Genomic DNA, 16,153 nt, shown 5'->3' with positions numbered 1-16,153 from the left:
AACAGAGAGATGAATAGTTCCGGTGCTAACGGATTTGATATCAATCTCTCAAGTTTTTTCGGGAAAAAGAGATAAATTTTTCACCAAACCAAAAACTATGACAAATACAGAAACAAAGAATCTCAATTCCCAAAAGTTAGGATTGGTTAGGCGCAAAGCCGTCAGCCTGTCCTCAGAGGAATTAGTCAAAACCGCCTACCTCCAGCCCGAAAACCTTCTACCTCTAGTTGTTCAGCCAACCGTAGAAAAATTAAATCTCGCAGGTTGGGCACAGAACAATCGCTCATCAATTGAAACGCAGTTATGGAAGCACGGAGGAATACTTTTTCGAGGCTTTGAAGTTGGCGGGGTGAAGGGTTTCGAGCAGTTTATTCAAACTATTGCTGGCGACTTGTTGGAATATTCTTTTCGCTCAACTCCGCGCAGTCAGGTGAGCGGAAATATCTACACTTCCACCGAGTATCCTGCCGAGCAATTCATCCCACTGCACAATGAAATGGCTTATTCTCGCAATTGGCCGCTGAAAATCGCTTTTTTCTGCGTCAAGAAAGCCGAACAGGGAGGAGAAACTCCGATCGCTAACAGCCGCAAAGTGTTTGAAAGCCTGGACTCAAAGATTAAAGAAAAGTTTGCCCAAAAAAAGGTTATGTATGTGCGAAATTACGGCGGTGGCGTAGATTTACCCTGGCAAAATGTCTTCAATACTGATAGCAAAATTCAGGTAGAAGAGTATTGCAAAAAAGCGGGAATTGAGTTAGAATGGAAAAGTGGCGATCGCTTGAGAACTCGGCAAATATGTCAAGCGGTCGCTGGGCACCCAAAAACGCAGGAAATGGTGTGGTTTAATCAAGCTCACCTCTTCCACATTTCCAATCTCGAACCCGTCGTTCGCAAAGAGCTTTTAACTTCTTTTAAACAGGAAGATTTACCCCGCAATGCTTATTACGGCGATGGCTCGCCCATTGAAGATTTTATATTAGACGAAATTCGTCGCTGCTATCAGCAAGAAACGATTGTTTTCCCTTGGGAAGAAGGAGATGTCTTGCTGTTAGATAATATGCTAGCCGCGCACGGACGCACGCCATTTTCGGGTTCGCGTCGGGTTGTTGTCGGTATGGCAGAAGCGTTTAGCTGTCAAGATATTTAGGCTTATTAAAGGAACTTTAGAAATGCAAAACGAAACAATCGAAGGGTTTAGACTTTCTCCACAACAACGACACCTGTGGAGGTTACAGCAAAATAATCCTAAACAGATGTATCGCGTTCGAGGTGGAATTTTAATTTCAGGAAACCTTGATAAAAAGATTCTTAAAAAGGCGCTGCAAAATGTCGTAAATCGGCACGAAATCCTGCGGACTAGCTTTCACTGCTTGTCTGGGATGACACTACCCCTGCAAGCGATCGCCTGCACTGGTGAAGTTCCTATCTCGGAATACAATCTGAGCGGTTTGTCTCCCGAAGAACAAGAATCTAAAATTGAAGCGCTTTTTCAGCAACTAAGTCTGCTTGCTTTTGATTTTGAGCGCGGCCCACTTTGGCACATCTCTTTAGCCACTCTCGCCCCAGACAAGCACCTATTGCTCGCAAAATTCTCTGCCTTAATTGCAGATAGTGCCACCCTGAAAAATTTCACCCGCGAACTCAGTCTTTCCTACTCAGCCTGTGCGTGCCCAGAAGAACCAGCCGATGAGCCAATGCAATATGCCGATATTGCTGAGTGGCAAAATGAGTTACTCGAATCAGAAGAAACGGCAATCGGCCAAGAATACTGGCGAAAGCTGAACATTGAATCTTGGGATTTATTAACGCTTCCTTGGGAAAAGAAGAATGCAGAAGCGGAATTTCAGCCACAAGTAGAAAGGGTGGAAATTCGGGGTGATTTGTTAAACAGCCTGGAAGCGATCGCCCTAAAGCACAAAAGCGATATTTCTGCCTTCCTGCTGACTTGCTGGCAAATTCTCATTTGGCGGCTTACCAGAGAGCAAAACCCGATAATCGGCGTAGCGATTGACGGCAGAAAATATGAAGAATTAGAAAACTCTCTGGGGCTGCTGTGCAAATACTTACCCCTACAGTGGCAAGTGCAAGACGAGTTAAATTTCTCACAAGCGAGGCAGCAAGTTGAGCTTAATCTCAACGAGATGTACAACTGGGAAGAATATTTTAGCTGGGAAGAAATCTTAGAAAACGAAAAAAGCAGCAGCTTTTGGCCCGTCTGCTTTGACTTCCAAGCAGAGCATAAGGACTATGGTAATTCAGGCGTTTCATTTTCCCTTGTTCGGCAAGATGCCTGTCTAGAACCATTCAAACTCAAGCTCTCCTGCCTCCGCCTGTGCAATTCCATAAGCGCTGAATTTCACTATGATTCCGCTTTATTTGGTGCGGCAGATATAAAGCGCTTGTCAGAACACTTTCAGGCGCTTTTAGAAAGCACAGTCAAAAATCCCGAAGTCGCTATCAGTCAGCTAGACATACTGAGCCATCGCGATCGGCTGCAACTTCTCATTGACTTTAACCAAACTCAAAAAGATTATCCGAAAAATAAATGCGTTCACCAGCTTTTTGAAGAACAAGCCGATCGCAACCCAGACAGCATTGCCGTCGTCTTTGAAAGTCAACAAATCACCTACCGAGAACTCAACGATCGCGCCAATCAACTCGCCCGTCACCTGCAAAACTTGGGAGTTGAACAAGAAGTCGTTGTTGGCATTTGCCTCGATCGCTCCTTAGAAACAATCGTAGGAATGCTGGGCGTACTCAAAGCCGGTGGTGCCTATTTACCGATCGATCCAACGACCCCAATAGAGCGCAAAGCGCTAATGCTAGAAGACGCTCAGGTGAAGGTTTTGCTCGTACAACAGCGGCTCATCGAAAGCTTGCCGAAAACTCAGGTAAATATTGTTTGCATCGATACAGACATTCCCACTACTTCTGCCTCTTACACGCCTCGCGCCTCTTCTGACAATTTAGCTTACGTCATCTATACTTCCGGTTCCACTGGCACGCCCAAGGGAGTCGCGATCGAACACCGGCAACTGCTCAATTACCTGTACGCTATTCAGGAAAGATTAAACTTGCCATCAGGTGCCAATTTTGCCACCGTTTCAACCTTCGCCGCCGACTTAGGAAACACAGCGATTTTCCCCGCCCTTTGTTTCGGCGGTTGCCTGCATATAGTATCCCAAGAACGCGCAACCGATCCAGAAGCGCTGAGTGAATATTTCGGCCGCAATCCCATCGACTGCCTCAAAATAGTTCCCTCTCACCTAGCCGCCCTTTTAAATTGCTCTCAACCCAAGTCTATTTTGCCTGGTAAACGGCTTGTTTTAGGAGGTGAATCTGCCAACTGGAGCTTAATTAAAACACTTCGCAATCTTGCTCCCAGTTGCTCAGTATTCAATCACTACGGGCCAACAGAAACAACTGTAGGTGTCCTGACTTATCAAGTAGAATTTGATAAAATTGGGTGCGATTTAGACACGGTTCCACTCGGTCTTCCGATTGCCAACACTCAGATTTATATCTTGGATTCTTACTTGCAGCCGGTGCCGATAGGCGTACCTGGTGAACTGTACATCGGCGGTGATAATTTGGGACGCGGATATCTTAACCGCCCTGAATTAACCGCAGAAAAATTTATTCGCAATCCATTTGACACGCAAGCAAAGACGCGACTGTACAAAACTGGCGACTTGGCTCGCTATTTGCCAGACGGAAACATCGAATTTATCGGGCGAATTGACGGCCAAGTAAAAATTCGCGGTTTCCGCATTGAATTGGGAGAAATTGAGGCGGTGCTGGGGCAACATCCAGATATCGCGCAGGCTGTAGTTGTGGCGCGGGAAGACGAGATGGCACAAAAGCGTCTCGTGGCTTATTTGGTTTCCGAGCAGAAACAAGCACCTACCCACAAGGAAATTCGCAATTTCTTAACGTCAAAATTGCCGGAGTACATGGTGCCTTCTGCTTTTGCGATCCTCAAAAGTTTGCCTTTAACTTCTAACGGAAAAGTAGACCGACGAGCGCTGCCCGCACCTGACGAAATGCGACCGGAGTTGACAGGAAACTTTGTCGCGCCTCGCACAAATATCGAGGAAGTTTTAGCCGCTATCTGGGCTGAAGTTCTCAAACTTGAAAAAGTCGGCATTTACGACAACTTTTTTGAATTAGGAGGGCATTCCCTATTAGCAACTCAAGTAATTTCCAGAGTGCGCCAAGCATTTCAGGTGGAGTTGCCTTTGCACCGTTTATTTGAGTCGGCCACTGTCGCCGATTTTGCTTTAGCGATCGCGCAAAAGCAAGCCGAACAAACAGACAATGAAATGCTCGCTCAGGTGTTAGCAGACCTCGAGCAACTGTCAGAAGCACAAATTCAGGAAATTCTCGCCCAGCAAGGAGTCAGCAAATGAGTGATTTAATCGAACGCATCGCGGCTCTTTCTCCTGAAAAGCGCGAGTTGCTGTTGCAGCGGCTCAACCAGAAAAAAGAAAGCGTTTCGCTAGAAAAAATTCTGCCTCAAAGTCGAGAGTCTAACACTTTTCCTCTATCGTTTGCTCAACAGCGGTTGTGGTTTTTTGAGCAACTAACTCCAGGCAACTTTACCTATCACATCCTCGCCGGCGTGCGTTTGACGGGAACACTCGACGCGAGATCCCTCGATCGCAGTCTCAACGAACTTGTCAAGCGTCATGAAGTTTTGCGAACGGCTTTTAAGACAATAAACGGGCAACCCGTTCAGGCGATCGCTTCCAATCTGGAATTGAAAATTTTAGAAATAGATTTGCGATCGCTTCCTGAAACTGAACGCGATCGCGAAGTTGAACGGTTAATCGCCGCAGAAGCAAAGCTTGCTTTCGACCTGTCACAAGCACCCTTATTGCGTGCCAAATTGCTGCAATTGAGCGATTCAAACTGGGTGCTGCTATTGAGTACGCACCACATCATTTCCGATGCCTGGTCAATGGGAATATTCATCCAGGAACTCGCCACGTTTTATCAAGCCTTTTGCACTGGCAAATCTTCTCCCCTTCCCGAACTGTCGGTACAGTACGCAGACTTTGCAAGTTGGCAGCGCCAGTGGTTGCAGGGAGAAGTTTTAGAGACGCAGCTTGCTTACTGGAAAAAACAGCTCGGAGGCAATCTCCCGGTACTAAATTTGCCAACCGATCGCCCCCGCTCGGCAGTACAAACCTTCCGAGGTGCGGTGCATAAATTCACCATTCCCAAAGCAATCGCAGAGGAAATCGCCCAATTAAGCCAGCGGGAAAAAGCTACTTTATTTATGACCCTACTGGCAGCGTTTAAAACCTTGCTCTATCGCTACACCGGGCAAGAAGATATTTTAGTCGGCTCCCCCATTGCTAACCGCAACCGACGCGAAATCGAGGAAGTAATTGGCTTATTTGCTAACACCTTAGTTTTCCGCACCAATCTGTCGAGCAACCCGACTTTTAAAGAGTTACTAGCCCGCGTGCGAGAAGTAGCTCTCGGCGCGTATAACCACCAGGATTTGCCCTTCGAGAAACTGGTAGAAATCATCCACCACGAACGAGATTTAAGTCATAATCCGCTATTTCAGGTATTGTTTTCTCTGCGAAATGTTCGGACGCCGGAGATAAAATTGCCAGGAGTGACGTTAAGCAGTTTGGAAATAGAACGGAACACGGCGAGATTTGATTTAGCGCTTGACCTGGAGGAAGGATTAGAGGGTATTAATGCAACGCTTGAGTATAGCCAGGATTTGTTTGATGCTAGCACTGCACGACGGATAGCCGGACATTTTATAACCTTACTAGAAAGTATAGCTGCCAATCCCGAACAGCGCCTTTCAAGTTTGCCAATGTTGACGAAACCTGAACAGCAGCAACTGCTGTTTGAGTGGAACAATACTCAATCGGAAATTCCGACAAATCAGTGCGTACACGAATTATTTGAAGCGCAAGCAGAGCGGACGCCGGATGCGATCGCTGTCGTCTTTCAAAATGAATATCTGACTTACCGGGAACTGAACAAAAAAGCAAATAACCTGGCAAGTTACTTGCAAAAAATCGGTGTCAACCCAGAAGTTTTGGTGGGAATTTATGTCGAGCGTTCCCTAGAAATGATGGTAGGGCTTCTCGGCATCCTCAAAGCCGGTGGCGCTTATGTTCCCCTCGATCCAGCGTATCCACCAGAGCGCCTGGGATTCATGCTGGAAGACGCGAAAATTTCAGTGTTACTCACTCAGAAAAAGCTATTAGAAACCCTGCCAAAAAATAGTGCCTCCCTCGTGTTTCTGGATGCAGATTGGGAAAGCATATCGAGCTGCGGCGAGCCAGTCGTGGGTTTACAAAATTCCTCCAATTTAGCCTATGTCATCTATACTTCAGGCTCAACAGGTAAACCCAAAGGAGTGCAAATTTCCCACGCCTCTGTCGTTAACTTCTTGACTTCTATGCGCCAACAACTCGCGATCGCAGACGGCGATGTTTGGCTAGCAGTAACATCCTTATCTTTTGACATTGCAGCGCTGGAACTGTTCCTGCCTATTACAACAGGTTCTCGCGTTGTTGTAGCGAGCCGAGAAGTGGCATCTAACGGGGAAAAGCTTTTAGAAACATTAACAAATTCTGGCGCGACATTCATGCAAGCTACTCCAGCCAGTTGGAAAATGCTTTTAGCAGCAGGATGGCAGGGAAACAATCAATTAAAAATACTGTGCGGGGGAGAAGCTTTACCCCGACAGATCGCCAATCAGTTGCTTTTGCGCGGCGCTTCTGTGTGGAATTTATACGGCCCTACAGAAACCACTATCTGGTCTACTCTCTATCAGGTTGATGGCAAACATGAATCAGTTTCCATCGGTCGCCCGATCGCTAACACTCAAATTTTCATATTAGACCGCTATTTAATGCCGGTTCCCGTTGGCGTTTTTGGCGAACTGCACATCGGCGGTGCCGGCTTATCTAGAGGCTACCTAAACCGACCGGAATTGACCGCAGAGAAGTTTATTCCTAACCCCTTTGCAGAGGACGGAATTCATGCTTCATTCATCCTTCATCCTTCATCGTTTATTCTTTCAGAACGCCTCTATAAAACCGGGGACTTGGCTCGCTATCTCCCAGATGGAAACATTGAATTTATGGGGCGCAGCGACCACCAAGTTAAAATTCGCGGATTTCGCATCGAATTAGGCGAAATTGAAGCGGTACTCAGCCAATACCCAGCCGTGCGAGAAGCGATCGCACTGGTTCGAGAGGACAATCCGGGCGACAAGCGTTTAGTAGCTTATATCGTTGCTAACTCAGAACTCCGGGCCGGACACGGGGACACTACTCCTACGCATTCAGAATTTATTAATCACTTGCGTGTCTTTCTCAAACAAAAACTGCCGCAGTACATGATACCGTCAGCGTTTGTGCTGTTGGAAGCAATGCCTTTAACGCCTAACGGAAAGATCGATCGGCGATCGCTTAAAGCACCTGACACAAACACAGCAGAATTCGAGAGCAATTTTGCCGATCCTCGAACTCCCGACGAGCAATTAATAGCAGAAATTTGGGCCGAAGTTCTCGGTTTAGAGCGAGTTGGAATTCACGATAACTTCTTTGAATTGGGAGGTCATTCATTGCTGGCTACTCAGGCGATTTCTCGCCTGCGAGAAGCTTTTCAAGTTGAAGTACCCTTGCGCTCTCTTTTTGAATCGCCTACCGTCGCAACTGTCACCGAAAGCCTCTTGCAATATCGCGCCGAGCAAAAACTGAAAGCACCCCCCATCAAGCGGGCGTCAAGGCAGGGAGAATTGCCCCTTTCTTTTGCACAACAACGACTGTGGTTTCTCGACCAATTGCAGCCGGGAAATCCTGCCTATAATATCCCAGCAGCCGTGCGCTTGAAGGGGGCGCTCAATGTAGCAGTTCTAGAGCAAACTTTTCAGGAGATTATCAAGCGACACGAAGCATTGCGGACAACTTTTAATTCGGTGGAAGGACGACCCGCTCAGGTTATTATTTCATCTTTTAATTTCACATTGCCGATCGTAAACTTAAGAGAGTTATCGCAAGCTGAACGAGAAGCCGAGGCAATGCGACTCGCCGCTGAAGAAGCGCGACAGCCTTTTGACCTAACAAAAGGGCCGTTACTGCGCGTCACATTGTTACATCTTGACGAGACAGAATACCTGCTGTTAGTGACAGTACACCACATCGTAGCTGATGGCTGGTCGATGGGGGTACTCGTGCGGGAAGTGGCGGCGCTTTATGAAGCTTTCTGCAGTGGCAAACCTTCTCCCCTACCCGAACTTTCTGTACAGTACGCAGACTATGCTGTTTGGCAAATAAACTGGCTGCAAGGCGAAGTTCTCGAAGCAAAACTCGCTGACTGGAAGCAGCAGTTGGGTCAAATTTTGCCCCCGCTGCAATTGCCAGCAAAACAACCGCGTTCTGCTGTTTCTAGCGATCGAGCTGAGATTCAAAAATTCCAGCTTGATTGGCAAGTTTCAGAAGCCCTAAACACACTCAGTCGGCAACAAAATGTCACCTTATTTATGACCTTGTTGGCAGCACTTCAAACGCTGCTTTATCGCTACACAAATCAAGAAGATATTGTCGTCGGTACTGACCTAGCAAACCGCACACAAGTTGAGACAGAAGCTTTAATTGGTTTCTTTGTCAATATCCTCGTCTTGCGAACCGATATGCGCGGCAATCCTACATTCCGCCAACTGCTCGATCGCGTGCGCGAGGTGACATTAAAAGCTTACACTCACCAAGATTTGCCCTTCGACAAACTGGTAGAAGAACTGCGTCCCGATCGCACCCTGAGTCAGACACCGCTCTTTCAAGTTTTGTTCGTCATGCAAAATGCGCCTATGCCGGCTTTAGAAATGGCGGGTTTAACTTTAATGCCGGTGGCAATTGATAGCGGTACGGCTAAATTTGATTTAGCGCTATTTGTGTCGGAAACAGAGACAGGAATTGTCGGCAGTTGGAAGTATAATTCCGACCTATTTGACAGGGAGACGATCGCTCAAATGTCAAATCGCTTTGAAACCCTCCTCGCCAGCATTGTGGCCCAGCCTGACAGTCGTTTGAACAGTTTAGAAATTCTCACAGAAGCCCAGAAACAGGAACAAGCCATGCAAGAATTAAAGCGTGAAAAAAGCAATTTTAGTAAGTTCAAAAGCGTCAAGCCGAAGCCAGTGGCTTTGCCGCAAGGCGAATTGATAAAAACCGAGTGCCTGCACCCCGACGAACTCTTTCCTTTAGTGGCAAAACCCGCAGTAGCCGATGTCGATCTCGCAGACTGGGCGAAAAATAACCACGAATTTATAGACGCAAAATTGCTACAGCATGGAGGGATTCTTTTTCGAGGGTTCATCGGCCCTGTGGTTTCCGCATTCGAGCAGTTTGCTCACTCAATTTGTTCGGAATTATTTGGGGAGTACGGGGATTTGCCACGCGAAGGAGTTAGCGGAAAAGTTTACGGTTCAACTCCTTACCCAGCAGATAAAGCTATCTTATTTCACAGCGAGAGTTCGCACCTGCACCGCTGGCCGATGAAAATCTGGTTTTTCTGCGTTCAGCCAGCGCAACAAGGCGGAGAAACACCGATTGTTGACTGCCGTAAAATTTACCAGTTGCTAGACCCGAAACTCAGAGAAAAATTTGCCCAAAAGCAAATTATGTACGTCCGTAACTACACAGACGGACTCGATGTAAGCTGGAAAGATTTTTTCAAAACGGAAGACAAATCGGTGGTTGAGGAATACTGCCGGCAAGCTGGGATGGAATTTGAGTGGAAAGCAGGAAATAATTTGAGAACTCGCAAAATTCGCCCCGCAATTGCCAAGCACCCAAAAACCCAAGAAATGGTATTTTTCAATCAACTTCCCTTGCACCACATTTCCTGCTTAGATGCGGCAACCCGCGCTTCCTTGCTCTCTGTTTTTAGAGAAGAGAACCTCCCCCGCAATGTTTATTACGGTGACGGCACTCCTATTGAAGACTCGGTAATGGAAGAAATTCAGGCAGTGTACAGGGAAGCTGCTGTTAGTTTTCCCTGGCAAGCAGGAGACATCTTAATGCTAGATAATATGCTTGCCGCTCACAGTCGCAATCCATTTATCGGTTCGCGAAAAATTGTTGTAGCGATGGGCGAAATGATTCCTGAATCAGAAATTTAATTCCCTATCATCTCTTCCCGGCAAAGGTAACGAGAATAAAGTAGTGCTTTGATAAATAGGAACAATGCAAACAATTAATGGATTTCGGCTTTCACCGCAGCAAAAATATCTGTGGCTGTTGCAGCAAGACAGCCCTGCTTATCGCATTCAATCCGCTATTTTGATCGAGGGAAGTCTTCAAACCTATCGCCTAAAGAAAGCTTTAGAAAAAGTTAGCGATCGCCACGAAATTCTCCGCACAAGCTTTCAGGGAAAAACCGGGCTAAAAATTCCTATACAAGTTATCTCCGAACATAGCTCGGTTTCGTGGAACTCGGTTAACTTGAGGGAAGTGACTCCCCAGGAGCAAGAAGCAAAACTAGAAGATATTTTTCAGCAAGAAAAGAGCGCTTTATTCAACTTCGATCGCAATCCTGTTTGGCGCTTGTCTTTAATTACACTTTCATCTGAGAGGCATATTTTACTGGTTAGTTTGCCCGCACTGTGCGCCGATAGTCGCACACTAAAAAATCTGGTTCAAGAAATCAGCCAGTGCTATGCCGCCTGCCTTCACGGCGAAGAAATTACCGATGAAGTTGTGCAATACATTCAATTTTCAGAATGGCAAAATGAATTGCTCGAAGATGAGGAAGCGGCGGAGGGCAAAGAATACTGGACTGGGCATAATTATTCAGCGCTAGCGAGTTTAAGGTTGCCGTTGGAAAATAGATTAATTAACGCGCCAGCTCAATTTACTCCCCAAGCTTTTGAGGTCAAATTAGAGTTAGCGTTGCTGGTTCAAGTGGAAGCGATCGCCCGCCAGTACAACACCTCACTTTCTACATTTTTGCTCGCTTGCTGGAAAATTTTGATCTGGCGGCTGATTGGCCAATCAGAGATCGCTGTTGGCGTGGCATTCGACGGTCGAAAATACGAAGAACTAGAGCCAGCGCTTGGGCTGTTTGCCAAATTTTTACCGCTGCGGGGCCAACTAACAGAAAACTTTTCCTTCGCGGAAACCTTGCAGCAAATTCAGCAGCAAGAACGCGAAGCATACAAGTATCAAGAATATTTCTCCCCCGAAGATATAGGCAACTCTTCGGGCTTTCCATTTGGTTTCGAGTTTGAGGAACACCTCGAAAAGCATTCGGCTAGTGGCGTAGATTTTTCGATTTACAAGCAGTATGCGTGCTGCGATCGCTTCAAAGTTAAACTCTCTTGCCACCGCCAAAATGACTCGCTCGCCGCTGAGTTTCACTACGATCCTATCTTCCTGGCAGACAACAGTATCCGGTGCTTGGCAGAGCAATTTTACGCCTTGGTGCAAAGTGTAGCCACCAACCCACAAACCGCAATCGACAAGCTCGAAATGCTGAGCGATCGCGCCCGACATCAATTATTAGTAGAATTCAACAGCACAAAAGCAGATTACCAGCTCGATAAGTGCGTTCACCAGCTATTTGAAGAACAAGCAGAGCGATGGCCGCACCGCATAGCTGCTGTTTGTGAAAATCAGCAAATTACCTACAGCGAACTCAACGCCCGCGCTAACAAAATCGCCCATTACTTGCAGCAATTAGGCATAAAACCAGAGGTGATTGTCGGCATTTGCGCCGATCGCTCTTTAGAGGCGATCGCTGGAATTCTAGGCATCCTCAAAGCAGGTGGCGCGTACCTACCGCTCGACCCAGCCATGCCCACAGAGCGCCTAGCATTGCTGGTGCAAAATGCTCAGACTCCTGTGCTGTTAACGCAACAGCATCTCATCAAAAATTTGCCGGAAACTCAGGCACATATCGTCTGCTTAGATACAGACCTCCCCTCTTTTTCTCCTACTACTTTCGTCTCTGCTTCTCCTGAAAATTTAGCTTACATTATCTATACCTCCGGTTCCACCGGCACCCCCAAAGGAGTCGCCATTGAACACCGACAACTGCTCAATTACCTGCACGGAATTCAGGAAAAATTAAACCTGCCATCAGGTGCAAATTATGCCACCGTTTCTACCTTCGCCGCCGACTTGGGAAACACCGTTATTTTTCCGGCTTTGTGTTCGGGTGGATGCCTGCACATCATCTCTCAAGAACGCGCAACCGATTCAGAATCAATGGGCGCTTATTTTCAGCAACATTCTATCGATTGTCTGAAAATTGTTCCCTCTCACTTAAAAGCTTTGTTGAGCGCTTCTAACGCCTCGCAAATCTTGCCGAAAAAGCGATTAATTCTCGGCGGTGAGCCTTTGATGTGGAATTTAATTGAAACAATTCAGAAATACAATCCAGACTGTTCGATCTTCAACCATTACGGGCCGACAGAAACAACTGTAGGCGTGCTGACTTATCAGGTAAAAATGCAAGGCGATCGCATTTCCCAGACAGTTCCTTTAGGTCGCCCGCTACCCAACACGCAGATTTATTTGCTCGATTCGCACTTGCAGCCAGTTCCTGTAGGGGTAGCCGGTGAATTATATATTGCTGGGGCGGGATTGGCTCGCGGCTATCTAAACCAACCAGAACTCACTGCAGAAAAATTTATTGGCAATTCATTGACTCAGGAACCGGAAACTCGACTTTACAAAACTGGCGACTTAGCTCGCTATTTGCCAGACGGAAATATAGAATTTATCGATCGCGTCGATCGCCAAGTAAAGCTGCGAGGTTTCCGCATTGAATTAGGGGAAATTGAGGCGGCGCTGTCTCATCATCCCTCTGTACGCGAGGCAGCCGTTTTACTTCAAGAAAATGAACCGGGGAATCAGCGTTTAGTCGCCTATATCGTTTCTCACTCAAAACTCAGCGTTCAGGACTCACAACTGATTGAAAGCCTGCGTTCATTCCTCAAAGAAAAGCTGCCCGAATACATGATACCTTCTGCTTTTGTGCTTCTGAAAGCGCTGCCACTGACTCCCAATGGCAAAATAGACCGTCAAGCGCTTCCTGCACCGTCCATAGCAGCCAATTTTACAGATACGTTTGTAGGCCCTCGCACTGCCGGTGAGGAGATTCTTGCCGGAATTTGGAGCCAGCTTCTCAACCTTAAACAGGTAGGAATTCACGACAATTTCTTTGACTTGGGGGGACACTCATTACTGATTACTCAGTTGTTAGCCAAAGTGCGAGAAATTTTTCAGGTGGAATTGCCTTTGCGCGTTTTGTTTGAATCTCCTACTGTAGCTGGTTTAGCTGAAAAAATCGAAATCCAACAAGGGGGCAACACAGCGGGCGATCGCACTGCAAGTTTCGATATTAACGCTGAAGTTGTTTTAGATCCGGCAATTCGCCCTGCAACTCCATTGAGCGAGCCAAATACTGAACCAGCTTGCATTTTCTTAACAGGGGCGACGGGCTTTTTGGGAGCCTTTTTACTCCGCGATCTCTTGCAACAAACTCAAGCAGAAATTTATTGCCTAGTCCGTTCTGCCGATGCAAAATCAGCTAAAAAGCGGATTCAAAGCAGCCTCAAATCCTATTTAATTTGGGATGAAACCAGCAGCGATCGCATTATCCCAATTGCTGGAGATTTGTCTCAACCACTTTTGGGACTTTCCGAGGAGCAGTTCCGAGTTTTAGCCAGTAAAATTGATGTCATTTACCACAATGGCGCGTTTGTCAAGTTTACTTATCCCTACTCTGTTCTCAAACCCGCTAACGTTTTGGGGACGCAGGAAGTTCTGAGATTGGCGAGTCAAAGTAAGCTAAAACCAGTGCATTTAATTTCTACAATTTCCGTTTTCTCGGCAAGGGGAGAATCTGGGATTAAAGTCGTGCGAGAAGAGGATGAACTTACTCCGGGAGAAAGTCTCAAGGGCGCTTACACTCAGACTAAATGGGTGGCAGAAAAGTTAGTAGAGGTCGCGCGCGATCGTGGCATTCCTGTGAGCATTTACAGGCCCGGTCGCATTTCTGGGGACAGCCAAACAGGGGCTTGCAATCCGAGTGACTTACTGTACAGGTTAATCGCTGGTTGCGTGCAACTTGGATGTGCGCCCGATGACGATAAGCTGATGAATGTAGCGCCTGTTGACTATGTGAGCCGAGCGATCGTTCATCTTTCGAGCCAAAAAGAATTGCTCGGAAAGACTTTTCATTTAGTCAACACTCAGTCCTTTCAAATGAGTGAATTGCTTGGCTGGATTGGCTCAATGGGTTATCCAATCAAACGAGTTTCTTCTGAGGCTTGGCAAGCAGAAATAATCAATCGCGCTGGAAATTCTCCCGATCATGCTTTGTACCCGCTAGTCGGTCTTTTCTCCGAAAAAGTTTCTGAAGCGGAAATGCCACAATCAGGAACGCTACATTTCGATTGCCAAAATACGCTAGATGGACTTGCTACCACTGACATCACCTGTCCCCAAGCGGATGCGAATTTGTTTCGCACTTACTTTTCCTATCTCGCGGATTGTGGCTTGATAGGTAGCCGCAATTAAAACCTCTAAGGGCGCAAAGCATTGCGCCCTTATTTAGCTCAATCTCTGGAGAATTCAAAATGAACGAACAATTGCAGCAAAGACACATGAAAGCGCTCATATATCGCTACACCGATCGCACAAAGACCTCTAAGAATTTCGCGCAAAAATACCGTCCGGTTCTCGCTGACAATCGGGCTTCAGATGGGTTTCGCTTTCCCGTCAAGGAGATGTTTTATCCCATTGTAGCCGATCGCTCGCTTGGCTCTAAAATGTGGGATGTGGATGGCAACGAATACATCGATATCACAATGGGATTTGGCATCAATCTTTTCGGTCATAATCCGCCCTTTATTAAAGAAGCCCTATTAGAGCAACTCGATCGCGGCGTGCAAATTGGCGCACAAGCAGACCTTGCCGGAGAAGTTGCGGAATTAATCTGCGAATTAACTGGAATGGAGCGCGTCGCTTTTTCTAATACCGGCACTGAAGCAGTGATGGCAGCTCTACGATTAGCTAGAGCGGCAACTAAACGCAATAAAATTGCTTTGTTTTCTGGTTCTTATCACGGTCATTTTGACGGAACTCTCGCAGTTGTAAAAAAGATAGATGGCGATTTACGCACCATTCCAAAAGCGCCAGGAATTCCCGCTAATTTTATTGAAGATGTTTTAGTTTTGGATTACGGAAGCCCTCATGCCCTGGAAATTATCAAAGCTCATCAGCACGAATTAGCGGCGGTTCTCGTGGAGCCGGTGCAAAGCCGCCGTCTCGATTTGCAACCCAAAGAATTTCTCCAGCAACTCAGGCAATTAACAAAAGAATCAGAAATTGCGCTGATTTTTGATGAAATGGTTAGTGGTTTCCGAATCCATCAAGGTGGCGCGCAGGCGTGGTTTGGCATTGAGGCAGATATTGCAACTTACGGTAAAATTGTCGGGGGCGGTATGCCCATTGGAATTATCGCTGGAAAAGCTGCTTATATGGATAAAATTGACGGCGGTTTGTGGAACTACGGCGATGATTCCTACCCCCAGGTAGAAACAACAATTTTTGCAGGCACTTTTTGCAAGCACCCACTTGCTCTGGCCGCTGCGCGTTCCGTGCTGCGCTATCTTAAAAGTCAAGGCCCAGCCCTTCAGCAGCAGTTGAATCAGCGAACTTCGCAGCTAGTTGAAACCCTGAATGCTTATTTCAAAGAAAATGAAGTCTCCGTCTGGCTTGTAAATTTCGGATCGCAATTTCGCGCTGCTGCATCCGTTGAGATAGATCCGCTACTTTTTCACTTACTCGAAAAGCGTATTTTCATATCGGAAGGTCGTAGCTGCTTTCTCTCCACCGCCCACACTAATGAAGACATTGATCGCATCATTCAGGCGGTTAAAGAGAGCATTCAAGAAATGCGCGAAGGAGGCTTTTTCCCGACTCAACAATAAACTTGGTTTGTGATCTCGCGCATTTTTAACGGAATCAGATTTAACTCACCTCCGAACCTCAATTTTCAGGAATGGAGAACTGGGTGAGCATTAGGGACAGAAATTATTGAATATTTCTACTTACCATTGTCTCGGAGGATTCACTTTGATCTACTCAATCCATGTAGGCTG

Annotated in this window: 5 protein-coding genes; all 5 read left to right on the top strand. The window is 46.7% G+C overall.

Going from position 1 to position 16,153, the window contains the following annotated elements:
* The first annotated feature begins 97 nt into the window (after positions 1-97).
* The 5 genes from QUA90_RS03975 (at position 98) to QUA90_RS03955 (ending at position 15,982) form a co-directional block, all read left to right on the top strand.
* On the top strand, positions 98-1,147 hold the full coding sequence (locus QUA90_RS03975) for a TauD/TfdA family dioxygenase (protein ID WP_333443948.1): 1,050 nt from the start codon (positions 98-100) through the stop codon (positions 1,145-1,147).
* Between the two features lie 22 nt (positions 1,148-1,169).
* Complete coding sequence (locus QUA90_RS03970) at positions 1,170-4,409, top strand: amino acid adenylation domain-containing protein (protein WP_333443946.1); 3,240 nt, start codon at positions 1,170-1,172, stop codon at positions 4,407-4,409.
* Positions 4,406-10,162 carry an amino acid adenylation domain-containing protein gene (locus QUA90_RS03965; protein WP_333443944.1) on the top strand — a complete coding sequence of 1,919 codons (5,757 nt, stop codon included), beginning with the start codon at positions 4,406-4,408 and terminating at the stop codon, positions 10,160-10,162. The genes QUA90_RS03970 and QUA90_RS03965 overlap by 4 nt, the downstream gene beginning before the upstream one ends.
* 64 nt (positions 10,163-10,226) lie before the next feature.
* Complete coding sequence (locus QUA90_RS03960; protein ID WP_333443942.1) at positions 10,227-14,567, top strand: amino acid adenylation domain-containing protein; 4,341 nt, start codon at positions 10,227-10,229, stop codon at positions 14,565-14,567.
* A 59-nt stretch (positions 14,568-14,626) separates the two neighbouring features.
* Positions 14,627-15,982, top strand: a complete 1,356-nt coding sequence (locus QUA90_RS03955; protein WP_333443940.1) for an aspartate aminotransferase family protein — start codon at positions 14,627-14,629, stop codon at positions 15,980-15,982.
* The last annotated feature ends 171 nt before the right edge of the window (positions 15,983-16,153 follow it).

The sequence above is a fragment of the Microcoleus sp. D3_18_C4 genome, from assembly GCF_036702355.1.
GTDB lineage: Bacteria > Cyanobacteriota > Cyanobacteriia > Cyanobacteriales > Microcoleaceae > Microcoleus.
The sequence above is the reverse complement of the archived record's forward strand: the minus strand, read 5'-3'. Positions and strand labels throughout refer to the sequence as shown.

Bases quoted from the DNA above. Each gene is read 5' to 3' on its own strand.
- QUA90_RS03960 (WP_333443942.1), top strand. From the start codon at position 10,227: ATGCAAACAATTAATGGATTTCGGCTTTCACCGCAGCAAAAATATCTG.
- QUA90_RS03970 (WP_333443946.1), top strand. From the start codon at position 1,170: ATGCAAAACGAAACAATCGAAGGGTTTAGACTTTCTCCACAACAACGA.
- QUA90_RS03975 (WP_333443948.1), top strand. From the start codon at position 98: ATGACAAATACAGAAACAAAGAATCTCAATTCCCAAAAGTTAGGATTG.
- QUA90_RS03955 (WP_333443940.1), top strand. From the start codon at position 14,627: ATGAACGAACAATTGCAGCAAAGACACATGAAAGCGCTCATATATCGC.
- QUA90_RS03965 (WP_333443944.1), top strand. From the start codon at position 4,406: ATGAGTGATTTAATCGAACGCATCGCGGCTCTTTCTCCTGAAAAGCGC.